This is a genomic window from Pseudomonas sp. PAMC 25886, from assembly GCF_000242655.1.
Taxonomy (GTDB): Bacteria; Pseudomonadota; Gammaproteobacteria; order Pseudomonadales; family Pseudomonadaceae; genus Aquipseudomonas.
Map to the genome: position 1 here is coordinate 36884 of NZ_AHHC01000062.1, position 24936 is coordinate 61819.

The 24936-nt window shown below is 62.5% G+C and carries 23 protein-coding genes; 10 read left to right on the forward strand and 13 right to left on the reverse strand.

What is annotated here, in order from left to right:
- Positions 1–34 precede the first annotated feature (34 nt).
- A complete protein-coding gene (locus MUM_RS0120795) occupies positions 35–586 on the forward strand; it encodes a GNAT family N-acetyltransferase (protein WP_010173643.1) in 552 nt (183 codons plus the stop codon).
- Here the strand turns inward: MUM_RS0120795 and MUM_RS0120800 are convergent.
- The 5 genes from MUM_RS0120800 to MUM_RS0120820 all read right to left on the reverse strand — a co-directional run bounded on the left by MUM_RS0120800 (position 583) and on the right by MUM_RS0120820 (position 4843).
- Positions 583–1059 carry an AAA family ATPase gene (locus MUM_RS0120800; protein ID WP_010173645.1) on the reverse strand — a complete coding sequence of 159 codons (477 nt, stop codon included), beginning with the start codon at positions 1057–1059 and terminating at the stop codon, positions 583–585. The genes MUM_RS0120795 and MUM_RS0120800 overlap by 4 nt on opposite strands.
- Before the next feature lie 14 nt (positions 1060–1073).
- On the reverse strand, positions 1074–1907 hold the full coding sequence (gene tauD / locus MUM_RS0120805; protein ID WP_010173647.1) for a taurine dioxygenase: 834 nt from the start codon (positions 1905–1907) through the stop codon (positions 1074–1076).
- Between the two features lie 2 nt (positions 1908–1909).
- Positions 1910–2896 (reverse strand): taurine ABC transporter substrate-binding protein, encoded by a 987-nt coding sequence (tauA, locus tag MUM_RS0120810; RefSeq protein ID WP_010173649.1) that lies wholly within the window; start codon positions 2894–2896, stop codon positions 1910–1912.
- Between the two features lie 162 nt (positions 2897–3058).
- The gene (locus tag MUM_RS0120815; RefSeq protein ID WP_010173651.1) at positions 3059–3928 is read right to left on the reverse strand and encodes an isocitrate lyase/PEP mutase family protein; all 870 of its coding nucleotides are present in this window, start codon (positions 3926–3928) and stop codon (positions 3059–3061) included.
- 132 nt (positions 3929–4060) lie between these two features.
- Positions 4061–4843, reverse strand: a complete 783-nt coding sequence (locus MUM_RS0120820) for an SDR family NAD(P)-dependent oxidoreductase (RefSeq protein WP_010173654.1) — start codon at positions 4841–4843, stop codon at positions 4061–4063.
- A 139-nt stretch (positions 4844–4982) separates the two neighbouring features.
- Between MUM_RS0120820 and MUM_RS0120825 the strand changes: the two genes are divergently transcribed.
- Positions 4983–6131, forward strand: a complete 1149-nt coding sequence (locus MUM_RS0120825; RefSeq protein ID WP_010173656.1) for an aldose epimerase family protein — start codon at positions 4983–4985, stop codon at positions 6129–6131.
- 45 nt (positions 6132–6176) lie between these two features.
- On the opposite strand, the gene araH is transcribed toward MUM_RS0120825, so the two are convergent.
- From araH to MUM_RS0120860, 7 genes are all read right to left on the reverse strand, one after another.
- Positions 6177–7145 carry an L-arabinose ABC transporter permease AraH gene (gene araH / locus MUM_RS0120830; protein ID WP_010173658.1) on the reverse strand — a complete coding sequence of 323 codons (969 nt, stop codon included), beginning with the start codon at positions 7143–7145 and terminating at the stop codon, positions 6177–6179.
- A gap of 10 nt (positions 7146–7155) precedes the next feature.
- Complete coding sequence (gene araG / locus MUM_RS0120835; RefSeq protein WP_010173660.1) at positions 7156–8697, reverse strand: L-arabinose ABC transporter ATP-binding protein AraG; 1542 nt, start codon at positions 8695–8697, stop codon at positions 7156–7158.
- A gap of 64 nt (positions 8698–8761) precedes the next feature.
- A complete protein-coding gene (locus MUM_RS0120840; RefSeq protein WP_010173662.1) occupies positions 8762–9766 on the reverse strand; it encodes a substrate-binding domain-containing protein in 1005 nt (334 codons plus the stop codon).
- Between the two features lie 56 nt (positions 9767–9822).
- A complete protein-coding gene (locus MUM_RS0120845) occupies positions 9823–10698 on the reverse strand; it encodes an SMP-30/gluconolactonase/LRE family protein (RefSeq protein ID WP_010173663.1) in 876 nt (291 codons plus the stop codon).
- A 39-nt stretch (positions 10699–10737) separates the two neighbouring features.
- Positions 10738–12318 (reverse strand): aldehyde dehydrogenase (NADP(+)), encoded by a 1581-nt coding sequence (locus MUM_RS0120850; RefSeq protein WP_010173664.1) that lies wholly within the window; start codon positions 12316–12318, stop codon positions 10738–10740.
- 11 nt (positions 12319–12329) lie between these two features.
- Complete coding sequence (gene araD1, locus MUM_RS0120855; protein ID WP_010173665.1) at positions 12330–13322, reverse strand: AraD1 family protein; 993 nt, start codon at positions 13320–13322, stop codon at positions 12330–12332.
- Positions 13323–13343: 21 nt separating this feature from the next.
- Positions 13344–14666 (reverse strand): MFS transporter, encoded by a 1323-nt coding sequence (locus MUM_RS0120860; protein ID WP_010173666.1) that lies wholly within the window; start codon positions 14664–14666, stop codon positions 13344–13346.
- A gap of 192 nt (positions 14667–14858) precedes the next feature.
- Between MUM_RS0120860 and MUM_RS0120865 the strand changes: the two genes are divergently transcribed.
- The 8 genes from MUM_RS0120865 (at position 14859) to MUM_RS0120900 (ending at position 24084) form a co-directional block, all read left to right on the forward strand.
- Positions 14859–16595 carry an IlvD/Edd family dehydratase gene (locus MUM_RS0120865; protein WP_010173667.1) on the forward strand — a complete coding sequence of 579 codons (1737 nt, stop codon included), beginning with the start codon at positions 14859–14861 and terminating at the stop codon, positions 16593–16595.
- A 56-nt stretch (positions 16596–16651) separates the two neighbouring features.
- Positions 16652–17374, forward strand: a complete 723-nt coding sequence (locus MUM_RS0120870; RefSeq protein WP_010173668.1) for a FadR/GntR family transcriptional regulator — start codon at positions 16652–16654, stop codon at positions 17372–17374.
- A 249-nt stretch (positions 17375–17623) separates the two neighbouring features.
- Positions 17624–18559, forward strand: coding sequence for an L-threonate dehydrogenase (ltnD, locus tag MUM_RS0120875; protein WP_272903153.1), 936 nt, complete (start codon positions 17624–17626; stop codon positions 18557–18559).
- Positions 18560–18569: 10 nt separating this feature from the next.
- Positions 18570–19862 (forward strand): 3-oxo-tetronate kinase, encoded by a 1293-nt coding sequence (gene otnK, locus MUM_RS0120880; protein WP_010173671.1) that lies wholly within the window; start codon positions 18570–18572, stop codon positions 19860–19862.
- The gene (gene otnC, locus MUM_RS0120885; protein WP_010173673.1) at positions 19859–20497 is read left to right on the forward strand and encodes a 3-oxo-tetronate 4-phosphate decarboxylase; all 639 of its coding nucleotides are present in this window, start codon (positions 19859–19861) and stop codon (positions 20495–20497) included. Before otnK ends, otnC begins: the two co-directional genes overlap by 4 nt.
- 181 nt (positions 20498–20678) lie before the next feature.
- A complete protein-coding gene (locus MUM_RS0120890; RefSeq protein ID WP_010173675.1) occupies positions 20679–22139 on the forward strand; it encodes a GntT/GntP/DsdX family permease in 1461 nt (486 codons plus the stop codon).
- 21 nt (positions 22140–22160) lie between these two features.
- Positions 22161–22943 carry a 2-oxo-tetronate isomerase gene (otnI, locus tag MUM_RS0120895; protein WP_010173677.1) on the forward strand — a complete coding sequence of 261 codons (783 nt, stop codon included), beginning with the start codon at positions 22161–22163 and terminating at the stop codon, positions 22941–22943.
- Positions 22944–23013: 70 nt separating this feature from the next.
- Positions 23014–24084 (forward strand): alpha/beta fold hydrolase, encoded by a 1071-nt coding sequence (locus tag MUM_RS0120900; RefSeq protein ID WP_010173679.1) that lies wholly within the window; start codon positions 23014–23016, stop codon positions 24082–24084.
- Here MUM_RS0120900 and MUM_RS0120905 read toward each other — a convergent pair.
- Entirely contained in the window at positions 24081–24902 is an 822-nt protein-coding gene (locus MUM_RS0120905; protein ID WP_010173681.1) for a DeoR/GlpR family DNA-binding transcription regulator, read from the reverse strand. The two genes, MUM_RS0120900 and MUM_RS0120905, sit on opposite strands and share 4 nt — an antisense overlap.
- Positions 24903–24936: the final 34 nt, after the last annotated feature.

Here is a 24936-nt window from a genome sequence, read left to right on the forward strand (position 1 = left end):
GTAGGGGTCGTTTTTCCAAAAGGTGACGCCCACCGTGTCCGACTTCCCCCTCATCAAAACCGAACGCCTGCGGCTCAGGGAACTGACACCGCAGGACGCAGCGGTGCCGTTTGCGATTCATGGCGATGCGGAGGCGATGAAGTGGTTCGGCACCGATCCGCTGACCGAGCCTCGGCAAGCGGAGCAATTGATCGAGCTGTTTGCCAGTTGGCGCACCTCGGCCAATCCGGGGGTTCGCTGGGGGATTGAGGACACCGCCACGGCAGCGCTGATCGGCACCTGTGGATTCTTCAAATGGAATCGTGGGTGGCGCAGTTGCGCCATCGGGTTTGAGCTGGCGCAATCGGCACAAGGCCGCGGGCTCATGAAGGAGGCGGTTTACGCCGCCGTTCAATGGGCGTTCCAGCACATGGCGCTCAACAGGATCGAAGCATTGGTCCACCCCGACAACACCCCGTCGCTGAACCTGCTTGAAAAAGCCGGGTTCGTGCGTGAAGGCACGCTGAGGCAGGCGGGATACTGGAACGGAAGTCACCAAGACCTGGTACAACTGTCGTTGCTGCGGGAAGAGTGCGAATACCTTTAGCCGCTTACAATCGTCTGTGCCCGCACAAACCCTTCGTCTTCATCAGGCGGTTCAAGCATATTGAACACGCTTTTCAACGCCTCCTCCGGCACCCTCTTGTCAGCGCTGCGTTGTGCGTTTCGCGCTAACGCCAGCTCCAAGGGTGCGCTCACCAGGATGCCCGTTACCGGGATTGCATATTCCCTGACGATGGAAAGCAGCTCCTCCCGATGACGCCGCGCCGGCAAGGCCGCATCAAAGACGATCGCCCCACGACCCAACCGCTCCAGGTTTTCCGACACCCACCGCGACTTGCCAGCCCCTTGCACGCCCATGACCACGTACACATGAGCGCCCGCTTCGGCTTCTGACAGTACGTGCCTCAACCGTGCATACGCCAGTTGCCATGCCCGCCGATTTCGCTCAGGCGTGAATTCCCTGCCGAACTCGGTTTCCAGATAGTCGTCCGGGTTGATCACCAAGGGCAGGTCCATCGACTGATCCTCCATCAAAAAGGCACGTCACCCAAAATCGTCGCGCGGTGCATCACCCGCCTTTGTGGCCGGTAATCATCAATTGCGTAATGCTGGGTAATGCGGTTATCCCAGAACGCTACATCATTCGCCTTCCACCGCCAACGCACGGTAAATTCCGGGCGGCTCACGTGGCTGAACAACAGCCGCAGCAGCGCCTCGCTTTCAGCCGCCTCAAGCTCGTTGATTCGCGTGGTGAAGCCTTCATTCACAAACAATGCCTTGCGACCCGTAGCGGGATGGCTCCTGACCACCGGGTGTGACAGCGGCGGGTGATCCTTCCTGGCTTTTTCGTAGCGTTCCAATGCTTCGGGCGTGCTGCCAAACCGTTCGGTGGGAAAGGACTTGGTCAACTCGTGGGTAGCGGTCAGGCCATCAAGCAGGTGCCGGAGGGGGCCCGATAACGCTTCGAACGCCGCCACGCCATTGGCCCACAACGTATCCCCGCCGAAGGCCGGCACTTGCCTGGCCGCCAGCACGGAGCCCATCGCCGGCGCGGCGAGGAAGGTCACGTCGGTGTGCCAGATGGCGTTGTCGCGTACATCGGTCACGGCGGTGTCGATCAGCAGCAGTTCCGGGTGCTGATCGACGTGCGGATAAATCGGATGCCGGTGCAAATCACCAAACCGCGCGGCAAACGCTACGTGCTGCGCGGGGGTAATGGCCTGGTTACGGAAGAACAACACCTGATGCTGCAGCAGTGCTTGCTCCACCCAGTCGCGCTGTTGGTCAGTCAGAGGCCGGGACATATCCAGCCCCTCAACCTCGGCGCCGATGGCAGGGCCAAGGGGATGAAGCGTCAGGCCCATGATTACTCTCCGATGAACTTGTCGCTGACAAAGGCTGAATAGTCCGGCAGGACCTGTTCGATTTTCCCTTGTTCCTTCAGAAATTCGGCGGTCTTGGCGATTTCCTTGGCGGTGCCGCCGGCAAGGTATTGGGCGCTTTTCTGTTCGGCGGCTGTCGGGAACGAAGAGCCATCGAGCAGTTCGGGAATGTCCGCAGCGTTGGCCCCGGTGAGCCGGGCGATGCTCTTCACAGGGGCAGAGTCGGCGGTCCAGTCTTTTTTATGCGCCGCATAATCGGCAATGGCTGCCAGGCTGACCTTGGCAAAGTCGGCCACGACCTTGGGGTTCTTTTCGGCGAAATCCTTGCGTGCGACCCACACTTCAAAGGTCGGCGCGCCCCAGTTTGAAACCTCGCCAGCGTCGGTCAGGATCTTGCCGGTCTTGCGGATTTCACCCAGGGCAGGCGACCAGGTAAATGCCCCGTCGATATCGCCACGGGCCCAGGCGGCGGTGATTTGCGCCGGTGTCAGGTTGACGATGTTGACCTTGCGCGGGTCCAGGTTCCAGTGCTTCAGCGCACCCAGCAGGCTGTAATGGGAGGTCGAGACAAACGGCACGGCGATGGTTTTGCCGATCAGGTCGTCAGGGTTCTTGATCCCGCTGCCGTCGCGCACCACCAGAGCCTCGGAACTGCGAATCTGTGCGCTGACAATGAACGCCACCAACGGCATGTTGCGCGAAGCTGCTGCGGCCAGCGGGCTGGAACCCAGATTGCCGATCTGAACATCGCCGGACGCCATGGCCGCCAACACGGCCGGGCCCGCATCGAATGCGCGCCAATCGATTTTCTGGCCAATGCCCTTTTCATATTCGCCATCGGCAATCGCGCGTTTGATTGGGTCGATGCCGTTGATGTAGCCGAAGGTCAGGTCAGCGGATTGAGCACTTAGGGAAAGGACAGCAAGGCCCACAGCCGAGAAGAGATTCCGGGCCAGTTTCAGCGTTTTCATTTTTATAGATTCCTGAGCGGATAAGACTTGAGCAGCGCGGTTCCCGGCTCTCCAAGGGTCAACTCAGTTAGATGATATTGATCTATAAAAAATAAAATAAATAATTTTATGGAATTAGCTTAGAGCCTCTGCAGGAGCGAGCTTGCTCGCTCCTGCAGGGTTTCACTCTTGAACGTCCATGAACTCTTTGGCCCAGTTCACGTAGGTATCGGGGAACGTGTAGGTATGGGTCAATTCGCTGGCCGTCAAGTTTGACGTGCTGCGGGTGAGGTTGCGCTGCTCGCGAAGGCTGTCGTAGGTGGCCTTGATCGAAGCGAAGTAGGCGCCGTGGCCGGCCACCACGATCCGCACGCCCAGTTTGGCCAGGCGTTCATTGTCGTTGAGGTTCGGGTTGGCGTAGGTCACCAGCATCAGCGGAACCGTCAGGCCTTCAGCGATCTGTTCAAGATGGTCGAAGTCACGGATGCCCACCATGCAGATGCCGTCTGCACCGGCCTCTTGATACGCCTTGGTGCGATGGATAACGTCTTCCACCGGCAGCACGGCGGCGTTGGTCCGGGCGATGATCGAAAGCTGCGGATCAACCCGTGCCTCCAGCGCCGCCTTGACCTTGCCCACGCCCTCTTCGGTGCTGATGAGGTCGGTGGATTTGCGCCCGAACTGTGCGGGCAGCAAGGTATCTTCAATCGTCAGCGCCGAAACGCCCGCACGCTCCAGTTCCTGGACGGTGCGCATCACGTTCAGCGCATTGCCGTAGCCATGATCGGCGTCGGCAATCACTGGAAGTTGCGCCACCCGGCCGATCCGGGTGGCCTGCTCGACGAACTCACTCAGGGTAATCAGCGCAAAGTCCGGCGCAGCCAGCACCTGCAGCGACGCGACCGAGCCTCCCAGGATACCGACTTCAAAGCCCAGGTCCGAGGCGATCCTGGCCGACATCGGGTCAAATACCGAAGCCGTGTGAAAGCAGTGTTGGGAGGCCAGCAACTCGCGAAACGAGCGCCGTAGATCCTGGTGGGAAATTTTCGACATGTTCACTCCTCACTGTCGCCGTATACGCGGGAACGACCAGTGCCAATTCAAAAGTAACGCTAGCGTATCACGCCGAAAAAAAATGGTTGATGACGTTTGAGAAACTTAGATATCACGTTTGGCACCGGCGTTTCAGACCCACCCCCCATCCACAATAAAATTCTGCGCCGAACACATCGCCGACACATCAGACGCCAGAAACAGCGCCATGTTGGCGATATGCTCGGGCTGCACACTGCCCGGCAGGCACTGGCTGCGGCTGATCAGTTCCCGGGCTGCATCGTCCACCCACATCGCCAGTTGCTTTTCGGTCATCACCCAACCCGGCACCAGGGTATTGACCCGGATCCGTCCAGGCCCCAGTTCCCGTGCCAGTGCGCGGGTCATGCCGTGGGCGGCGGCTTTGCTGGCGGCGTACACCGGGTAGCCGCTGGAGGCCATCATCCAGCCGACGGAACCCAGGTTAATGATCGACCCGCCTCCCGCGGCCTTCATCATCGGTACCACGGCCCTGGTGGCAAAAAAAGCGTGCTTGAGGTTGACCGAAATCAGTTGGTCGAACAGCGCTGAGTCGATTTGATCCAGGGTGTGCCGAACGTCGTTGGCGGCATTGTTCACCAGCACGTTGATCGGCCCCAGGGTTTGCGCAAGGCGCCCGATCGCGGCCTTGTAGGCGATCTCGTCGGTGATGTCGCAATGGGCGAATTCGACGGCATGGCCCTCGGCCGACAATATCGCCGCCAACCGGTCGCCCTGCCCTTGTGCCCGGTCCACAAACGCCACCTTGGCGCCCTGGCGTGCAAAGGCACGCACCATGGACTCGCCAATCCCGGACGCACCGCCGGAAATCAACACGGTTTTATCCCGCAGGTCCGGGTACGTCGCGTGGGCTACAGGCTGTTTCTCAGTGTTCATGTGACGGTCACTCCGATCTATTTAGTCTTATTTTATATTGCAAATTTCGCGTTTATGTCTATATATCAGCACTGCATGTGATCTAAATACAATAAATAGTCGAACTATTTAATCAACAACAATAAAAGGTAGCTCTGTCATGCGGCAATCCCGATTCCTGCTTACCAGCCTTGGCCTCTCCCTGGCGATGGCCAGCCTTGGCGCTCATGCCGCTGGCCTGTCCAGCGAACACAAACCCTTCGGCAAAACCAATGACGGCACCGCCGTCGAGCAGTACGTGTTGCGTAACAGCCATGGCATGCAAGCCACGGTCATCACCTACGGCGCTGTATTGCAGTCGCTCAAGGTACCGGACAAACACGGTCAGTTCGCCGACGTGGTACTGGGCTTCGATAACGTCCAGGGCTATCAGGCCGGCACTGCGTTCTTTGGTGCGACCATCGGCCGGTTTGGCAACCGCCTGGCCAAGGGCGCGTTCGAACTGGACGGCAAGCACTTCCAGGTGCCCCTCAACGACGGGCCGAACTCGTTGCATGGCGGCGCCCAGGGCTTCGACAAGCACGTGTGGAAAGCCCAGCCCGTCAAACAAAAGGATTCGGTGGGCGTGACCTTGAGCTACCTGTCGAAGGACGGTGAGATGGGGTTTCCCGGCAACCTCAAAGTCGACGTCACTTATAGTCTGAACGACAAAAACGAGCTGCACATCGACTACAAGGCCACCACCGACAAACCCACGGTGCTGAACCTCACCAACCACAGTTACTTCAACCTCGCCGGCGCCGGTAACGGTGACGTGCTCAAACAGCTGGCCACCCTGCATGCCAGCCATTACACCCCGGTCAACAGCACCTTGATTCCCACCGGCGAGCTGGCCCCGGTCGCCGGTACACCGATGGACTTTCTCAAACCCACCGCCATCGGCCAGCACATCAAGGACGATCATCCCCAGCTGAAATTCGCCGAACCGAAACAAGGAGGCTTTGACTTCAACTGGGTGCTGGATACCCAGGGCGATGTGGGCAAAGTGGCCGTCGAGGTGAGCGACCCGCAGTCCGGCCGCCGCTTGCAACTCTATACCAGCGAGCCGGGCGTGCAGTTCTATACCAGCAACTTCCTCGACGGCTCGCTCAAGGGCAAGGGTGGCAAGCCTTACGCCCACTGGAGCGCGTTTACCCTGGAAACCCAGCACTACCCCGACGCGCCCAACCAGCCGAACTTCCCTTCCACCCGCCTCGACCCTGGCCAGACCTACACCCATAACACCGTGCTGAAATTCTCCGCCGAGTAAACCGATGGGAGCTGCCGGGCTTCAGCGCGGCAGCTCCCACAGGGATCAACGTTGTTTCATGCGGTCGATCACCACCGCCAGCAGCAGGATCGAGCCCCGGATTACATACTGGTAGAAGGTATCGATGTTCTTCAGGTTCATCGCATTCTCGATGATCGCCAGGATCAACACCCCGGCAATCACATGGCGAATCATGCCCACCCCGCCGCTCAACGACACCCCGCCCAGCACGCAGGCAGAAATCACCGTCAACTCAAAACCCTGGCCAATCATCGGCTGGCCGGAGGTCATGCGCGAGGCCAGGATCACGCCGGCCAGGGCGCCAATCACGCCGTGCACGGCGAAGATGATGATCTTGGTGCGATCCACGTTCACACCCGCCAGCAACGCCGCTTCCGGGTTGCCGCCGATGGCCATGGTGTTGCGCCCGTAGGTGGTGTAGTTGAGCAGCCAGCCGAAGAACAGGAAGCACACGATGGTGATCAGGATCGGCACCGGCACGCCCAACAACTGGCCGTTGCCAAAGACAAAGAACGAATCCTGGGACACACCCACCGCCTTGCCATTGGCAAAGATATAGGCCAGCCCGCGTACGATCTGCATGGTCGCCAGCGTGGTGATCAGCGCATTCACCCGCAGCTTGGCGATCACGATTCCGTTGATCAACCCCACCACCAGGCCCATCAGCAGCGCTGCGCCGATACCCAGAAAAACGCTGTCGGTGTCGCGCATCACGATCGCCGCTACCACCCCGGCGCAGGCAATCACCGAGCCCACGGACAGGTCGAAATGCCCGGACGCCAGGCAATACAGCATGGTGCACGCGGCAATCCCGGTGGTGGAGATCGCCAGCCCCAGGCCGCGCATGTTGAGCGGCGACAGGAAGTTGTCGATCAGCAAGGTGCAGAGCACGAAGATCCCCACCGCTGCCAATAGCATCGCCCAGTTGTCCAGCAGGCTGCGCAGGTCCAGGGGCTTGCGCGCCGCAGGCAAAGCAGTGTTTTGGCTTGTCATAGTCACCTCGTCAGTTCCCCTGGCCGTCGGCGCGTTGGCGCGGCAGGGCCATTTGCAGCAGGTTGGATTCATTCGCGTGTTCGCGCAGCATTTCGCCGCGCATTGCGCCTTCACACAGCACCAGGATCCGGTCGGAAATCCCCATCACTTCCATCAGGTCGCTGGACACCACAATCACCGCAATCCCGCGAGCCGCCAGGTCGTGGATGATCTGGTAAATCTCGGCCTTGGCGCCGATGTCGATGCCTCGGGTGGGCTCATCCAGCAGCAGCACTTTCATCGGCATCGACAGCCACCGACCGAGAATGGCCTTCTGCTGATTGCCGCCGGAGAGGTACATGATTTTCTGCGCGGCCGTGGGCGTCTTGACCTTGAGCGCCTTGATCTGCGTGGCGGCGTTGTGCTTCTCCCAACGGCCGCGCAACAACCAGCCAAAGCGCGAATGTGCACCGCGCGCGCTGATATTGATGTTCTCGGCGACGCTGGACAGCGGCACGATGCCCTCCTTCTTGCGGTCCTCGGGGCACAGCAAGATGCCCGCATCGATGGCGTCACGGGGTGAGCGCAGGCGCAGGGCCGTGCCGCACAGGTCAAGGCCGCCGGCGGTGGTGCGCTCCAGGCCACCCAGCAGCCGCAACAACTCGGTGCGCCCGGCGCCCACCAGCCCGAACAGGCCGAGAATCTCGCCCTGGTGGGCCTCGAAACTCACGGGCTCACGCAAGCCGGGGCCCAGCAGGCCAGTGACCTTGAGCGCCACCGCACCCCGAGCGCGGGGGCGGTAATCGTAGATGTCCTGAATGTCGCGACCGACCATGCAGGTCACCAACTGATCATGGGTCAGCGTGCTCATGTCCTCGAAGGTGCGTACGTAGCGACCGTCCTTGAACACCGTCACCGCGTTGCAGATACGGAACACCTCTTCCATGCGATGGGACACGTACAGCACCACTTTGCCCTCGTCCCGCAAGCGGCCGATGATTGCCATCAGGCGGTCGATCTCCCGGGCCGACAGGCTGCTGGTGGGCTCGTCGAAGGCAATCACATGAGCGCCACGAGACAGCGCCTTGGCGATTTCCACCAACTGGCGCTGGCCCAGGGACAGCCGCCCGACTTTCTCCTGGGGGTCGATTTCATCCGCCAGGCCCTTGAGGCACGCCAACGCCTGCTGGCGCAACGCACTGCGATTGATCAAGCCAAAGCTGGCCGGCAAATGCCCGAGGAACAGGTTTTCGGCCACGCTCATTTCCGGCACCAGGTGCAACTCCTGGTGGATCACCGCGACGCCATTGGCGATGCTGTCCGCCGCGCACTTGAAGGCCATGGTGTGTGCGCCGATCTGCACGCTGCCGCTGCTCGGTACGTACGCGCCGCCAAGGATTTTCAGCAGCGTGGATTTGCCGGCGCCGTTCTCGCCCATCAAGGCGTGGACCTGTCCGGGGTGGGCGCTGAAGCTGATGCCATCCAGCGCCTTGACCCCGGGAAACGTCTTGCCGATGCCGTTGAAGCACAGGCTGGCGCCGGCACTGTCGGGTTGTTTCAGTTGCGCGTGCATAAGCACCTCTTCACACAGGTCAGGCAGCCCTGTCAGCAGGGCCGCCGGGGAACGCCAGCGGTCTTCAGTTCCACAGACCGATCTTTTCCAGCTCCTGCTTGAAGTTCTCGCGGGTGATCAGCGTCACCTCGTCCATCGCCGTGTACTTCGGGGGTTCCTTACCGGTGGTGACCCACTCGAACATCATGCTCGCGGTGTTGTAGCCCTCGATGTGCGGGCTGGGCAGCATGGAACCGAAGAAGCCGCTGTTGGCTTTCTTCAACTCGCCGATGGCGTCGGTGCCGTTGATGCCGATACCGATGACATTGGCGGCGGCAAAGCCCGCGCTTTCAGTCGCACGCACGCCGCCAAGCACGGTGTTGTCATTCATGCCGCCGATGATCAGGTTTTTCGCGCCGCCGGGCAGTTTCACCAGCGCCGAGTTGGTGGCGTCCATGCTGCCGGGGACGTCGAGGGTCTTGAGGGCGGCGAACAGAATGTGGTCGTCCGGGATACCCGCCGCTTTCAGGGACTTGACCGAACCGTCGGTGCGTTTTTTGCCGGTGTCGAGTTCGTTGTAGGTGTTGATCACCGCGTAGGTGTCTTTCCAGTCCCAGCCGCGTTTTTTCGCTTCGGTGGCCATGGCGCTGCCCTGCTTCTCGCCGACTTCAAAAGCAGCCATGCCCAGGTAAGGCACGTCCTCCATGAAGTTGCCCTTGGCATCGACAAAACGGTCATCCACGGCGATCACTTTCAGGCCGTTGGCTTTGGCCTTGGCCATGATGGCCGGGCCGAGGGACACGTCCGGCGGGCAAATCACAAAGCCCTTGGCTCCATTGGCGGCCAGGCTGTCGATGGCCGAGAGGGTTTTCTCGCCGTCGGGCACGGCGATCTTGATCACTTCAAAGCCTTTGTCCTTGCCGGCTTTTTCGGCGAAAGCCCATTCGGTCTGGAACCAGGGCTCTTCGGCCTGCTTGACCAGAAAACCGATCTTCACCGGTTCTGCAGCCAGCAACAGGCTGCTGAGGCTGACGGCCGAGACCGCCACAGCGGCGCAGCACAGCGAACGGATACCACGACGACGTTTCATAGGGTGACTCCTTGTTGTTGTTTTTGAGTACGTTGAACAGCGGTGTAGCCCGGGGGTTATCCTGCAAACCGGTGGCAGATTTTCCCCGGCACATCGACCTCGATCGCCAGTACCGCGCCGTCCAGCGGGTGATTCAGCGGGCTGGCCGCACTGGTGATGTACAAGGTCTTGAGGTCAGGGCCTGCGAACACGCAACTGGTGGGCCGGCTGACCGGCAGCTCGATCACGCGGTTGACTTCGCCACCCGGCGTCAACCGGAGCAGGCAACTGCCGTCCCAGCGGGCGTTCCAGAGATAGCCTTCGGCGTCCATGGCCGAGCCGTCCGGGCCTCCGCGCGGGTGAGGCCCGAACCAGGATTCTGCGGGGGCCAGCTGCCCAGCGTCGGTGATCGCGTGTCGATACAGCGTGCCGTCCAGGCTGTCGCCAAAATGCACGTGGGTGGCTTCGTCGTTCCACAACAAGGTGTTGGGAATCCCCAGGCCTTGCAGCAACGGCGTGACCTGCCCGTCGACATCCACCCGGAACAAGCCGCCGGAACGCCGCAGTACCGGCAGGTCTTCACCCTGGGCGCCGATGTTGTTCTGCATGGTGCCCAGCCACAGCCGGCCCCGGGCATCGCAACGGGCTTCGTTGGCACGGTTGCCCGGTTGCGGGTCGGCGACGCAGAGCAGGGTCAGGCGTGGATCGGTCGGCGCCGAATTGAGGTCGAGCCGATACACGCCGCTGCTCAGGGTCACCAATGCGTCGCCGCTTGTACACGGGATAAAGGCCGAGACGGGCTCCGGCAGTTGCCAGGTGCGCAGTTGCCCGCCCTGCAGGCGCAACGCCTGCTGGCCGATGATGTCCACCCAATACAGCGCCTGGTCCGGCACGTCCCAGAACGGGCCTTCGCCCAACCGGGCCCGGTGCGGTGTCACTGCGGTCCACGACATGAAACCTCCTGCGTTCTGGTTGTTTTCAGGGGGTAAGGGTTACAGCGCCTCGCGAGACGGCTGCCCATCCACCAGACGCTGAATGCGCAAGGGGTTGGCATTCTTCAGTGCGTCGGGAAGCAGGCTATCAGGGTAATTTTGAAAGCACACAGGTCGCAGGAAACGATCGATCGCCAGGCTGCCTACCGAGGTGCCGCGAGCATCTGAAGTCGCCGGGTAAGGCCCGCCATGGACCATCGCATCACACACCTCGACGCCCGTGGGGTAGCCGTTGAGCAGGATGCGGCCGACTTTCTGTTCCAGCAGCGGTGTCAATTCGCTGAACTGCGCGAAGTCGGCCGGCTCGCCAATGATTGTCGCCGTCAGTTGGCCGTGCAGGCCGTGTAACGCGGCACTCAGTTGCACCTGGTCGGCGACCGCCACAAAGACCGTGGTGGGGCCGAACACTTCCTCCTGCAGCACTTCATCGCCGTTGATCAGCAGGCTGGCATCCGCTTCAAACAGCTGGGGCTGCGCCTGGTTGCCGGCTTGCGCCTGGCCAGCCAGGTGTTCAATGCCAGGGTGGGCGTGAAGCTTTTGCAGGCCTTTGCCATAGCTGCTTAACGTGCCTGCGTTGAGCATGGTTTGTGCCGGTTGGCCGCCCATTAACTGAGCGACCTGATGGATGAATGCACGGAACGCAGGCGACGCAATCCCGATCACCAGGCCCGGATTGGTGCAGAACTGGCCGCAGCCTTGTACCACTGAGGCGACCAGGTCGCGGGCGACGGTGCCTGCCCGGTCTTGCAGGGCCTGGGGCAGGACGATAACCGGGTTGATGCTGGACATCTCGGCAAACACCGGGATCGGTTGCGGGCGCGCGGCCGCCATATCACACAGGGCTCGGCCGCCCTTGAGCGAACCGGTAAACCCCACGGCCAGGATCGCCGGGTGCTTGACCAGCGCTTCCCCCACACCGGCGCCGAAGATCATGTTGAATACGCCATCGGGCATGCCGGTGGTGTGGGCCGCCCGCAGGATCGCATCGGCCACCCGCTCGGCGGTGGCCATATGGCCGCTGTGGGCCTTGAACACCACCGGGCAGCCGGCGGCCAACGCGGCGGCGGTGTCGCCACCGGCCGTTGAAAAGGCCAAGGGAAAATTGCTCGCCCCAAACACCGCGACCGGCCCAAGACCGATGCGGTATTGGCGCAGATCCGGGCGTGGCAAAGGCTGCCGGTCCGGCAACGCCCGATCGATACGCGCACCGTAGAAATCACCGCGACGCAACACTTTGGCGAACAGCCGCATCTGGCCGCTGGTACGGCCGCGCTCACCCTGGATCCGCCCGGCGGGCAATGCCGTTTCGCGGCAGACCAGCGCGACGAAGTCATCGCCAAGGGCGTCCAGCTCATCGGCGATCGCCTCCAGGAACGATGCGCGATGCTGCGCACTCAAGGTTCGATAGGCCGGGTAAGCCGCCGCCGCAGCGTTGGCCGCAGCGTCGACTTCCTGCGCCGTCGCCTGGTAGAAATCAAAGGGCAAGGCCTCACCGGTGGTGGCGTCGATACTCTGGAGCGTGACGCTGCCGGCCGCGCTGCGCTGGCCGCCGATGTAGTTGTGGCCGCTGATCCGGGTCATACCTGTCTCCTTTAAAGAATGCCTACGCCGACAGGGGCCACGACGCTATCGACCACTGCAATGCCGTTGATCAAGGGCGCACCGAATTCAGCCTGGCTGATTTCAAATACATCCCCGGGCCGGGTACGAATGCCTTCGGCAAACGACAGGGTTGCCGTGCCAAAGAAGTGGATATGCACATCCCCCGGGCGCAGGAACTGGGCGTATTTGAAGTGGTGGTATTCAAGGTTTTCCAGGCTGTGGCACATGTTGGCCTCGCCGCTGAGGAATTCGCTCTGCCACAGCACCTCGCCGTTGCGCACGATGCGACTGGTGCCCGCCAGGTGCTGGGGCAGTTCACCCAAACGCAGCTCGGGACCGTAGCTGCAACTGCGCAGTTTGGAGTGGGCCAGGTACAGGTAATTCTTGCGTTCCATCACATGGTCGGAAAACTCGTTGCCGACCGCGTAGCCCAGCCGGTAGGGCTTGCGGTCCTGGCCAATTACATACAGCCCGGCGATTTCCGGCTCTTCGCCGGCGTCTTCGGCAAATGCCGGCACCGGGAACGGCTGACCCGGGCGCACCACGACGCTGCCATCCCCCTTATAGAACCACTCCGGTTGCACACCCACCTCGCCAGAGGCGGGTTTACCACCCTCCACGCCCCATTTGAAGATGCGCATGCTGTCGGTCATCGCGCTCTCGTCACCGGCCTGCTGGTGCATTTTGTCCCGCGCCGACGCGCTGCCCAGGTGGGTCAGGCCGGTACCGCTGACCAGCATGTGCGCCGGGTCCGGGTGATCCAGTGGCGGCAGGATCCGCTGCCCGGCCAGCAACTCGGCATAGTCGTGGCGGGCCCCGAGCCCGAGGCGCTCCACCTGCTGGTGCAAGGTGACGCCGGCCTCGATGGCGGCGAGTGCCAGGTCGCGTACCGTGCGCGCGGTTTGCACCTCGCGTACCTGCCCGCCCTCGACCACGCCCACCCGGCGTTCGCCGTTGTTCAATTCAAACTGCACTAAACCCATGAGTGTTCTCCTGATTGCCAATTAAGTACGCGTGGCGCCGCGGGCGCTGGCGGCGAACTGGTCGGGCGGCAGCACGTGCTTGCGCTCCAGCAGCCGATAGACCACGCCGGTCAGCACCACCCCCAACACCATCACGCACGCCAGGAAGTACAAGCCCGACGCGAGATTGCCGGTGTACTCCTTGAGGGCGCCGATTACGAACGGGCCGATGTAGCCGCCGAGGTTGCCCACCGAGTTGATCAAGGCGATGCCCGCCGCCGCACTGGCGCCGGCAAAGAACCGTCCCGGCAAGGTCCAGAACACTGCCGTGCAAGAGAACAGCGCGAATGCCACCAGGCACAGCGCTGCCAGTTGCCACAGCGGCGCCGTCAGCCAGGCGCTGAAGAACAGGCCGATGGCGCCCAACACGTAAAGCACCGCGAGGTGGCCATAGCGATCATTCAGGCGGTCGGAACTGCGCGGGACGATCAGCAAACCGATGATCCCGAAGATGTAGGGCACTGCCGACACGAACCCGGTGGTCAGGTCGCTGCCGCCGAACTGTTTGATCAGGGTCGGCAACCACAGGCCCAGGCCATAAATACTCAAGGTCACCGGCAGGTAGAACAGCGCCAGCAGCAGCACGCGTTTGTCTTTCAGCGCGTGCAGCGGGTTGCCGTGCCGGGTCTGGCCGTAGGCTTGCAGGTCTTTGGCCAGCTCGCCGGTGAGCCAGTCCTTCTCGGCCTGGTCCATCCACCGGACCTGCTGCGGGCCGTCCGGCAGGTAACGCAACACCGGCCAGGTCAGCAGGATCGCCGGGGTGCCGATGACGATGAATAACCACTGCCAGCCGTGCAGGCCGAGGATCCCGTCCATGCCGAGCAAACCGCCCGCCACGGGGCCGGTGATCATCATGGCGATGGGTTGGGACAGGATGAACAGCCCGAGGATCTTGCCGCGGTGGCGTACCGGGAACCATTGGGTGATGTAGTAGAGGACGCCCGGGAAGAACCCGGCTTCGGCCGCGCCCAGCAGAAAACGCATCACGTAGAAACTGTGGGGCCCCTGGACGAACGCCATGCCAATGGTGATGGCGCCCCAGGTGACCATGATCCGCGCAAACCAGCGCCGCGCACCAAAACGGTCGAGCATCAGGTTGCTGGGGATTTCGAGAAGGAAGTAGCCAATAAAGAAAAGCCCTGCCCCCAAGCCATACGCCGCATCACCGATGCCGACATCCGCACCCATGTGCAATTTGGCGAAGCCCACGGCCGAGCGGTCCACGTAGGCAATCAGGTACAGCAGGATCAGGAAGGGAATCAGTTTGAGCGTGATGCGACGTATCAGCCGCTGTTCCTGGCTCATGCGGGCAGTCTCCGATTGTTATTTTTATAGAGCGTTGCGGGTCGCCTCTCGCGGAAAACCGCCAGGGCCAGGCCTCGTTGATCCGGACTATATAGTATTACTATTTAATCAACAACACTTCCAAACCGGGGAATTTACGCCTATGTTAAGCCAGGATTAGATCAATATAGTCTTACAATAAGAGAACACATCATGTCCGAGAAAAAGCCCGTCCTGCGCTCCGCCAGCTGGTTTGGTACTGCCGATAAAAATGGCTTCATGTACCGCAGCTGGATGAAAAATCAGGGGATTGCCGATCATCAGTTCCATGGCAAGCCGATCATCGGGATATGCAACACCTGGTCGGAGCTGACGCCCTGCAACGCGCACTTCCGCCAGATTGCCGAGCATGTGAAACGCGGGGTGATTGAAGCCGGTGGCTTTCCGGTGGAGTTCCCGGTGTTCTCCAACGGCGAATCGAACCTGCGCCCCACCGCCATGCTCACCCGCAACCTGGCCAGCATGGACGTGGAGGAAGCCATTCGCGGCAACCCCATCGACGGCGTCGTACTGCTGACCGGCTGTGACAAAACCACCCCGGCGCTGCTGATGGGTGCCGCCAGTTGCGACGTACCGGCGATCGTCGTCACCGGCGGGCCGATGCTCAACGGCAAGCACAAGGGCCAGGACATCGGCTCGGGCACCGTGGTGTGGCAGCTCAGCGAACAGGTCAAGGCCGGCACCATCACCCTGGACGATTTCCTCGCGGCCGAAGGCGGCATGTCGCGCTCGGCGGGTACCTGCAACACCATGGGCACCGCCTCGACCATGGCCTGCATGGCCGAAGCACTGGGCACTTCCCTGCCCCACAACGCGGCGATTCCGGCGGTGGATGCGCGCCGTTATGTGCTGGCGCACATGTCTGGCATGCGTGCGGTTGAGATGGTGCGCGAAGACCTCAAGCTGTCGAAGATCCTGACCAAGGAAGCCTTTGAAAATGCGATTCGCGTCAACGCAGCCATCGGCGGCTCGACCAACGCGGTGATTCACTTGAAAGCCATCGCCGGGCGCATCGGCGTCGAGCTCGACCTGGACGACTGGACCCGCATGGGCCGCGGCATGCCGACCATCGTCGACCTGCAACCGTCCGGGCGCTTCCTGATGGAAGAGTTCTACTACGCCGGCGGCCTGCCGGCGGTGCTGCGCCGCCTCGGGGAAGCCAACCTGATCCCGCATCCGAACGCCTTGACCGTCAACGGCAAGTCCCTCGGCGAAAACACCAGGGAGGCGCCAATCTACGGACAGGACGAAGTGATCCGCACCCTCGACAACCCGATCCGCGCCGACGGCGGCATCTGCGTGCTGCGCGGCAACCTCGCGCCACTGGGTGCGGTGCTCAAGCCTTCGGCGGCCAGCGCTGAACTGATGCAACATCGCGGGCGCGCGGTGGTGTTCGAGAACTTCGACATGTACAAGGCACGGATCAACGACCCGGAACTGGACGTGGATGCCAACTCGATCCTGGTGATGAAAAACTGCGGCCCCAAGGGTTACCCGGGCATGGCGGAAGTGGGCAACATGGGCTTGCCGGCCAAACTGCTGGCCCAGGGTGTGACGGACATGGTGCGTATTTCCGATGCGCGCATGAGCGGTACCGCCTACGGCACCGTGGTGCTGCACGTGGCGCCGGAAGCCGCGGCCGGCGGCCCGTTGGCCACAGTGAAAGAAGGCGACTGGATCGAACTCGATTGCGCCAACGGGCGCCTGCACCTGGACATCCCGGACGCCGAACTGGCAGCACGCATGGCTGACCTGGCGCCGCCACAGCAGTTGATTGTCGGCGGTTACCGGCAGCTGTACATCGACCACGTATTGCAGGCAGACCAGGGCTGCGACTTCGACTTCCTGGTGGGCTGCCGGGGTGCCGAAGTGCCGCGTCATTCCCACTAATTGGGACGGGAGGAATGCTATGATGCCGCCAATTTCGCCAGAGTAGCCTTCCTGTTATGGATCAGCAGCCGACCAAGCCGCGCAAGAGCATGCACGCCCAAATCGTTCAGGACTTGGGCATGCACATCGTTTCCGGACGCTTCAAGCCCGAAGAACGACTGCCCATGGAGGCAAGCCTGTGCGAGGAATACAAAGTCAGCCGGTCGGTCTTGCGTGAAGCGACTCGGGTGCTGAGCGCCAAGGGCCTGGTGATCTCCAAGCCGAAGGTCGGCGCAGTGGTAAGGCCACGGGCGCAGTGGCACTTGCTGGACCCGGACGTGTTGTCCTGGCTGATGCAGTCGACGCCCCACAGCGAGTTTTTCAACACCCTGGCCGGTGTTCGGCGGATTTTGGAGCCGGAAATCGCCGCCATGGCCGCGACCACCGCCACCGACGCCGACATCGCCACCATCGAAAAAGCCTACCTCGGCATGGAAACCGCGAACACCCACGACGCGCTGTTGCAGGCTGACCTGGACTTCCACCGCGCGATTGCCGACGCGACCCGCAACGACCTGCTCGCCTACATGTGCAACATGCTGTCGCTGCCGCTGCGCGAGTCGATCAACATCACCAACCGCCGCCCGGACATCCAGGGCCTGAGCCTGCCCCGGCACAAGGCGATCCTTACCGCGATCCAGAACCGCGACGCCCTCGGCGCCCGGCATGCGTCCCTGGTGCAACTGGATGACACCCGGGTGGCGCTGGATACCGTGATGAATGTGCTGACGCCCCTGTAACCCGGTGAACGGGAGGCCTGCTCAGCGCCTCCACCGCTTCGCGGGCGCCCTTTCGCTCCTACCTATTTACCGAACCTGCTTGATCGGCCAGCGCAACACCGCGCTGCGCCCTCTGCTGGGCGGCTTTCATGCCGACCACCGCCCCCTGCCCGGCGCTGTGAAACGGCCAAGCCACCAATGTTAAAATATGTTATTTGAAAAAATAACTTCACATAATCTGATCACTGATGGATTATCAGGCCAACACGCATCACCCCTGACAACCCAACAGGAACCCCCATGAATAATAAAAACGTAGGCGTTATCGGACTGGGCGCGATGGGCCTGGGCATTGCCCGCTCGTTGCTGCGCAACGGCTTCAATGTGCATGCCTGTGACGTGCGCGAAGCCGTCACCCAACAGTTCGCCAGCGAAGGCGGCGTGGCCTGCAGTTCACCCGCCCATATGGCAGGTGAATGCGATGTGATCATCACCGTGGTGGTGAATGCCGAACAGACCGAGACCGTGTTGTTTGGCGAGCACTCCGCTGCCGCTGCATTGCGCCCGGGAAGCCTGGTGATTGGCTGCGCCACGGTGGCACCGACCTACGCCGTGGAGCTGGGCAAGCGCCTGGCCGATGCCGGGTTGCTGTACCTCGACGCCCCTATCTCCGGGGGTGCCGCCAAGGCCGCCGCCGGCGAAATGACCATGATGACGTCCGGCCCGACCGAGGCCTATGCCAAGGCTGACGACGTACTCGCGGGCATGGCCGGCAAGGTCTATCGCCTGGGCGACGTGCATGGCCTGGGATCCAAGGTCAAGATCATCAACCAGTTGCTGGCGGGCGTGCACATTGCGGCCTCCGCCGAAGCGATGGCGCTGGGGCTGCGCGAAGGGGTCGACGCCGACGCCTTGTATGAGGTGATCACCCACAGCGCCGGCAATTCCTGGATGTTCGAGAACCGCGTGCCGCACATTCTCAAGGCCGATTACACGCCGTTGTCCGCCGTGGATATTTTCGTCAAGGACCTGGGCCTGGTGCTGGATACCGCACGCGCCAGCAAGTTTCCGCTGCCATTGTCGGCCACCGCTCACCAGATGTTCATGCAGGCCTCCAGCGCGGGGTTCGGGCGCGAGGACGATTCAGCCGTCATCAAGATTTTCCCGGGCATCGAACTGCCGGTTGCCAAGCCTGACTCCGTATAAGGACCGCTTCATGAACCGACCTGCCGCACGCCCTTTGCTGGGCTGCATCGCCGACGATTTCACCGGGGCCACCGACCTCGCCAACATGCTGGTGCGCGGCGGAATGCGTACCGTGCAGAGCATTGGCATCCCGAGCGACGAAGTCGCGGCCGGGCTGGACGCCGATGCCATCGTCATTGCCCTTAAATCCCGCACCCTGCCCGTTGCAGAGGCTGTCGCCGACTCATTGGCAGCCCTGGAATGGTTGCGCGCACAGGGTTGCGAGCAGATTTTCTTCAAGTACTGCTCCACGTTCGACTCAACCTCCGCTGGCAATATCGGCCAGGTCAGCGAAGCCCTGCTCAAGGCGCTGGGCAGTGATTTCACCCTCGCCTGCCCGGCGTTTCCGGAAAACGGCCGGACGATTTTCCGTGGCCACCTGTTCGTGCACGACCAGTTACTCAATGAGTCGGGCATGCAGCACCATCCGCTGACCCCGATGACCGATGCCAACCTGGTGCGCGTGCTGCAATCGCAAACCTCACATACCGTCGGCCTGCTGCGCTACGACAGCATCGCCCAGGGCGTTACGCAGGTGCGCGAGAAGATCGCCGAGCTGCGCGCCCAGGGTGTCGGCATGGCGATTGCCGATGCCCTGTCCGACCAGGACCTTTATACCCTCGGCGCTGCCTGCGCCGACTTGCCGCTACTGACCGGCGGCTCGGGCCTGGCCCTGGGGCTTCCGGAAAACTTCCGCCGTGCCGGCAAGCTGCGCGACTTCGACCCGGCCTCGCTGCCAACGGTTGAAGGCGGCGAAGTAGTGCTGGCTGGCAGTGCGTCGATCGCCACCAACGGTCAGGTAGCGGCCTGGATCGAAGCCGGGCGGCCCGCGCTGCGCATCGATCCACTGGCCCTGGCAGCCGGTGAGCCAGTGGTGGCAAACGCCGTGGCCTTTGCACGCAACCAACCACACACCGTATTGATCTACGCCACCAGTACGCCGGACGAGGTCAAGGCGGTCCAGCAGCAACTGGGCGTCGAGCATGCCGGCGAGCTGGTGGAGAACGCTCTGGGCGCCATCGCCCAAGCTCTGCGCGACAGCGGTGTGCGGCGCTTTGTGGTAGCCGGCGGTGAAACCTCCGGCGCCGTTGTGAAAGCCCTCGGCGTGCACCTGTTGCAGATTGGCGCACAGATCGACCCCGGCGTGCCGGCCACGGTGAGCAACACTGCCGAGCCGCTGGCGCTGGCCCTCAAGTCCGGCAACTTCGGCGGCCGGGACTTTTTCGACAAGGCCCTGAAACAACTGGCCGGAGGTGCGCAATGAGTCGCGAAAACGCTCTGCGCGAGGAAATTTGTACGGTCGGGCACAGCCTCTACCAGCGCGGGTTTACCGTGGGCAGCGCCGGCAATATCAGCGCCCGGCTCGATGACGGCTGGCTGATCACCCCCACCGACGCCTGCCTGGGGCGCCTGGACCCAACGACCATTGCCAAGGTCGACCTGGCGGGCAAATGGGTCTCGGGGGACAAGCCGTCGAAGACCCTGGCCCTGCATCGTCAGGTCTACGACCGCAACCCCGGGGTCGGTGGCGTGGTGCATACCCATTCCACGCACCTGGTGGCCCTGACGCTGGCCGGCGTGTGGAGCCAGGACGACATCCTGCCGCCGCTGACGCCGTACCAGGTGATGAAAGTCGGCCATATCCCGCTGATCAACTATCAACGCCCCGGCGCCCCAAATGTCGCCGAACAGGTGGCCCAACTGGCCAACCGTGTGCGCGGCGTGATGCTAGAACGACTGGGCCCGGTGGTCTGGGAAAGCTCCGTGTCCAAGGCCAGTTATGCCCTGGAAGAACTCGAAGAAACCGCACGACTCTGGCTGATGAGCAACCCGCGACCGGCGCCACTGGACCAGGCCGCACTGGACGAACTGCGGGAGACGTTCGGCGCCCAGTGGTAGGCGCCGGGATTTACCCGCAACCCCTTGATGCACGCCTTCGCGACAAGGTTGCCACGCTGTCGCGACAACGTGCCTGAACAATAAAAACAACAGGACATTCCAGCATGACCCAGCCCTACTGCAGTGTTGACGCTTACCGTGTCGCTCACCCTTCACACGTTCGACGCGACGGGTGGATGCGATGAGCCCGCTTATTCTGATGGCAACCGCCGGTCTCGGGATCGCGCTCCTGCTGTTCCTGGTCCTCAAATACAAGTTCCAGCCGTTTGTGGCGCTGATGCTGGTGAGCATCCTGGTGGCGCTGGTCGCCGGGGTAAAACCGGCCGACCTGGTCGCCACCATCGAAGGCGGGATGGGCAAGACCCTCGGCCACATTGCAATCATCATCGCCCTGGGCGCCATGATCGGGCGCATCATCGAACTCTCAGGCGGCGCCGAGGCGCTGGCGAAAACCCTGATCGAACGCTTCGGCAACCGGCGCACACCGCTGGCGCTGACCATTGCCGGCTTCATCATCGGCGTGCCGGTGTTCTTCGAAGTGGGGGTGATCATCCTGATGCCGCTGGCGTACGGTGTCGCCCGCCGCGCGCGCAAACCGCTGCTGATGTTTGCCTTGCCGATGTGCGCGGCATTGCTCACGGTGCATGCGTTCCTGCCACCCCATCCGGGTGCCGTGGCGGCCGCCAGCCAATTGGGCGCCGACCTCGGCCGGGTACTGATGTTCGGGCTGCCGCTCACGGCATTCCTGTGCTACGTCGGCTACTGCGTGGCGGGGCGCATGACGCGGCGTTTCTACCCGATGTCCGATGATATCCGTGCAGAAGTGTACGGGCCGCACGTGACCAACGATGACCTGCGCGCCTGGCACGAGGGTAATGCCCAGAACGTCGAACAGGCTGCCGGTGCCGTCGCGCACATGGGCCTGGAAGAATCCACCAGCAGCATCGTGGCCAAGCTGCCACCCGCCCCGGCGCCGGGTTTCGGGCTGATCGTCAGCCTGATCCTGTTGCCCATCATTCTGATTCTGCTGGGCACGCTGGCGACGTCATTGCTGCCCATCGAATCGACCCTGCGGGCGATCATGACCGTGCTCGGCGCACCGCTGGTGGCGCTTCTGCTCGACACCTTGCTGTGTGCCTGGTTACTCGGCTCCCGTCGCGGCTGGAGCCGTACCCAGGTGTCCGATGTGATCGGCTCGGCGTTGCCCGGCGTGGCCATGGTGATCCTGATCGCGGGCGCCGGCGGTGTGTTCGGCAAGGTGCTGGTGGACACCGGGATCGGCGCGGTGGTCTCCGACCTGCTGCGCACCACCGGGCTGCCGGTGCTGGCGCTGGGCTTTTTGCTGACCATGCTGCTGCGCGCGGTGCAGGGTTCGACCACCGTGGCGCTGGTGACGACTGCGGGTATCATCAGCCCGTTGATCGCCACGCTCAACCTCACGCCCAACCATATGGCGCTGCTGTGCCTGGCCATGGGCGGTGGCGGGCTGGCGATGTCGCACATCAACGACGCCGGTTATTGGATTTTTACTAAACTGGCCGGGCTCAACGTGGCTGACGGCCTGCGCACCTGGACGGTGATCACCACCCTCCTGGGCACCCTGGGCTTCCTTATCACCCTGTTGATCTGGCCTTTTGTCTGATCGCTTTTACCAGGAGTTCACATGCCTCGCTTTGCTGCCAACCTGAGCATGCTCTACCCCGAACATCCGTTTCTGGAGCGCTTCGCCGCGGCCGCGGCCGATGGTTTTGAAGCGGTGGAATACCTCTTTCCCTATGAATACAGCCCACAGGAACTGCAACAACGCCTGACCGACAACGGCCTGGTACAAGCCCTGTTCAACGCGCCGCCCGGTGACTGGGCGGCGGGCGAGCGCGGCATCGTGACCTTGCCGGGTCGCGAGGACGAGTTTCGCGCCGGCTTCGACCGGGCGCTGGAATACGCGGCCGTACTGGGCAATACCCGCGTCCACGTGATGGCCGGTTTGCTACCGTCGGAAAGCGACCGTGCGCGTCACCATGGCGTGTACCTGGAGAACCTCGCCTACGCTGCCGCCCAGGCGCAGCAGGCCGGTGTCACGGTACTGCTGGAACCGATCAACACCCGGGACATGCCGGGGTTTTTCCTCAACCGCCAGGACCAGGCACAGGCCATCTGCAAGGAGGTCGGCGCCAGCAACCTGAAAGTGCAGTTCGACTGCTATCACTGCCAGATCGTCGAGGGCGACCTGGCCGTCAAGCTGCGTCGCGACATGGGTGGCATCGGCCATATCCAGATCGCCGGCGTGCCTGACCGGCATGAGCCGAACCTTGGGGAGCTGAATTACCCTTACCTGTTCGAGCTGATCGACGAACTGGGGTATGACGGCTGGATTGGCTGCGAATACCGACCGCGCGGCGACACCTCGGCCGGCCTGCAATGGCTGCGGGACTGGAAGGCACGTTAAGCCAATGCGACCCTCCCCTGCGCGCCGCTCGCGCAGGGGCTCCCAGAACAAAAACAACAGGACACTTCCCATGCAGCGCTTCGCTTCCCGGCCCGCTATCGGGCTGCTGTTTTCGCTGATCGTTACCGGTTCCACTGTGAGCGCCGCGCCGTTGCCGGCCGCGACCGAAGGTGACTGGGTAGCCCCCGAGTTCACCTTCCATACCGGTGAAAAGCTCGCCAACCTGAAACTGCACTACATCACCCTTGGCAACCCGAAGCACCCGGCCATCCTCTACCTGCACGGCACCTATCGGCCCGGCAGTGATGTGTTGAGCAAGGATTTCGGTGGCGAACTGTTCGGCCCCGGGCAGCCGTTGGACGCCAGCAAGTACTACATCATTTCCACCGACGGGATTGGTGTCGGCCAATCGAGCAAACCCTCGGACGGCCTGCGCGCCAAATTCCCCGAGTACAACTACACGGACATGGTCCAGGCCCAGTACCGGCTGGTCACCGAGGGCCTGGGGGTCAAGCACCTGCGGCTGATCATCGGCAACTCCATGGGCGGCATGCAGACCTGGATGTGGGGGCAGACCTGGCCACAGATGATGGACGCCCTGGTGCCTATGGCCTCACAACCCACCGAGATGTCGTCACGCAACTGGATGATGCGCCGGCTGCTGGTGGAGTCGATCAAACAGGACCCGGCCTGGAACAACGGCAACTACAGCGTGCAACCACCGTCCTTGCGCCTGGCGAATGCACTGTTCAGTGTCGGCACCAGCGGTGGCACCCTGGCCTATCAGGCGGCGGCGCCTACCCGGGCCCTGGCCGACAAGCTGGTGGATGAGCGCCTCGACGCGCCGCAAACCGGCGACGCCAATGACTTTATCTACCAGTGGCAATCATCGGCCGACTACGACGCAACACCAGGCCTGGACAAAATCCAGGCTCCGGTGCTGGTCATCAACTCGGCGGACGACGAACGCAACCCACCGGAAACCGGTCACCTGGAAGCCTCGCTGCGGGAACTCAAGGATGCGCGGTTGCTGCTGATTCCGGCCAGCGCCGAAACCCGCGGCCATGGCACCACCGGCATGGCGAAATTCTATGCGAAGGCGTTGGGGCAGTTCATGCAGCAGACCGAAAAAGCGCGCTAGGCCTGTTCGGGGTCGGACGGCAACATCAGTTCGACTCCTTGCTTGCGGATGCCGTCTGCCGCGGCGGGCGCCAACGCTGCATCACTGATGACGATATCGAACTGCTCAAGCCCGGCGATCTTGTACATGCTGAAGGTGCCGTACTTGGAACTGCTGGCCACCAGCACCACTTGCGACGCCGACTGCATGGCAACCTGCTTGACCTCCACCTTCAGCGCCGAAGGGGTGGTGATTCCACGCCGCAGGTCCCAGGAGCTGGTAGAGATGAAGGCGATGTCGGTGACCACCTGGCGCAGGGTGGCCACCGCCAGCCCGCCGACACACGAATGGTTGGAGTGATCCAACTGCCCGCCCGTGTGAATCACCGTGACTTGCGGGGCGTCCATCAGCGCCTGCACCACGCCGAAGTCGTTGGTCACCACCGTCATGCCGGCGAGTGCCTTGATGTAAGGCACGATCTCCAGCGTACTGGTGCCGGCGTCCAGGTAAACCGTCATGTCCGCACGCAGCAAACGCGCGGCAAGCCTGGCCATGGCTTGCTTTTGCGGCAACTCGACCACGGCCTTGAGCTGATGGCTCGGCTCGCTGTGAAGTTGACTGGCAATGCGCACCCCGCCGGTGACCGAATACGCCCGGCCTTCCTGTTCCAGCAACGCAATATCGCGCCGCACCGTCATGTGCGAGCAGTCGAACATCTCCATCAACTGATGAACACTCATCACTTGATGCTTGCGTAACTGACGCAGTATCAGCTCACGGCGCTGATCAGGAATCATCGGTGCGCCGCTCTCGGCGGTGATGTCCTTCTGGCTTGGCATTCAAGGCTCCAACGGATACGGCGGGTAGGGTTCG

What these genes read in the sequence shown, in the direction of transcription:
- MUM_RS0120800 (WP_010173645.1), bottom strand. Translation starts at nt 1,059, where the DNA reads ATGGACCTGCCCTTGGTGATCAACCCGGACGACTATCTGGAAACCGAG.
- tauD (WP_010173647.1), bottom strand. Translation starts at nt 1,907, where the DNA reads ATGGGCCTGACGCTTCATCCCCTTGGCCCTGCCATCGGCGCCGAGGTT.
- tauA (WP_010173649.1), bottom strand. Translation starts at nt 2,896, where the DNA reads ATGAAAACGCTGAAACTGGCCCGGAATCTCTTCTCGGCTGTGGGCCTT.
- MUM_RS0120815 (WP_010173651.1), bottom strand. Translation starts at nt 3,928, where the DNA reads ATGTCGAAAATTTCCCACCAGGATCTACGGCGCTCGTTTCGCGAGTTG.
- MUM_RS0120820 (WP_010173654.1), bottom strand. Translation starts at nt 4,843, where the DNA reads ATGAACACTGAGAAACAGCCTGTAGCCCACGCGACGTACCCGGACCTG.
- MUM_RS0120825 (WP_010173656.1), top strand. Translation starts at nt 4,983, where the DNA reads ATGCGGCAATCCCGATTCCTGCTTACCAGCCTTGGCCTCTCCCTGGCG.
- araH (WP_010173658.1), bottom strand. Translation starts at nt 7,145, where the DNA reads ATGACAAGCCAAAACACTGCTTTGCCTGCGGCGCGCAAGCCCCTGGAC.
- araG (WP_010173660.1), bottom strand. Translation starts at nt 8,697, where the DNA reads ATGCACGCGCAACTGAAACAACCCGACAGTGCCGGCGCCAGCCTGTGC.
- MUM_RS0120840 (WP_010173662.1), bottom strand. Translation starts at nt 9,766, where the DNA reads ATGAAACGTCGTCGTGGTATCCGTTCGCTGTGCTGCGCCGCTGTGGCG.
- MUM_RS0120845 (WP_010173663.1), bottom strand. Translation starts at nt 10,698, where the DNA reads ATGTCGTGGACCGCAGTGACACCGCACCGGGCCCGGTTGGGCGAAGGC.
- MUM_RS0120850 (WP_010173664.1), bottom strand. Translation starts at nt 12,318, where the DNA reads ATGACCCGGATCAGCGGCCACAACTACATCGGCGGCCAGCGCAGCGCG.
- araD1 (WP_010173665.1), bottom strand. Translation starts at nt 13,322, where the DNA reads ATGGGTTTAGTGCAGTTTGAATTGAACAACGGCGAACGCCGGGTGGGC.
- MUM_RS0120860 (WP_010173666.1), bottom strand. Translation starts at nt 14,666, where the DNA reads ATGAGCCAGGAACAGCGGCTGATACGTCGCATCACGCTCAAACTGATT.
- MUM_RS0120865 (WP_010173667.1), top strand. Translation starts at nt 14,859, where the DNA reads ATGTCCGAGAAAAAGCCCGTCCTGCGCTCCGCCAGCTGGTTTGGTACT.
- MUM_RS0120870 (WP_010173668.1), top strand. Translation starts at nt 16,652, where the DNA reads ATGGATCAGCAGCCGACCAAGCCGCGCAAGAGCATGCACGCCCAAATC.
- otnK (WP_010173671.1), top strand. Translation starts at nt 18,570, where the DNA reads ATGAACCGACCTGCCGCACGCCCTTTGCTGGGCTGCATCGCCGACGAT.
- otnC (WP_010173673.1), top strand. Translation starts at nt 19,859, where the DNA reads ATGAGTCGCGAAAACGCTCTGCGCGAGGAAATTTGTACGGTCGGGCAC.
- MUM_RS0120890 (WP_010173675.1), top strand. Translation starts at nt 20,679, where the DNA reads ATGAGCCCGCTTATTCTGATGGCAACCGCCGGTCTCGGGATCGCGCTC.
- otnI (WP_010173677.1), top strand. Translation starts at nt 22,161, where the DNA reads ATGCCTCGCTTTGCTGCCAACCTGAGCATGCTCTACCCCGAACATCCG.
- MUM_RS0120900 (WP_010173679.1), top strand. Translation starts at nt 23,014, where the DNA reads ATGCAGCGCTTCGCTTCCCGGCCCGCTATCGGGCTGCTGTTTTCGCTG.
- MUM_RS0120905 (WP_010173681.1), bottom strand. Translation starts at nt 24,902, where the DNA reads ATGCCAAGCCAGAAGGACATCACCGCCGAGAGCGGCGCACCGATGATT.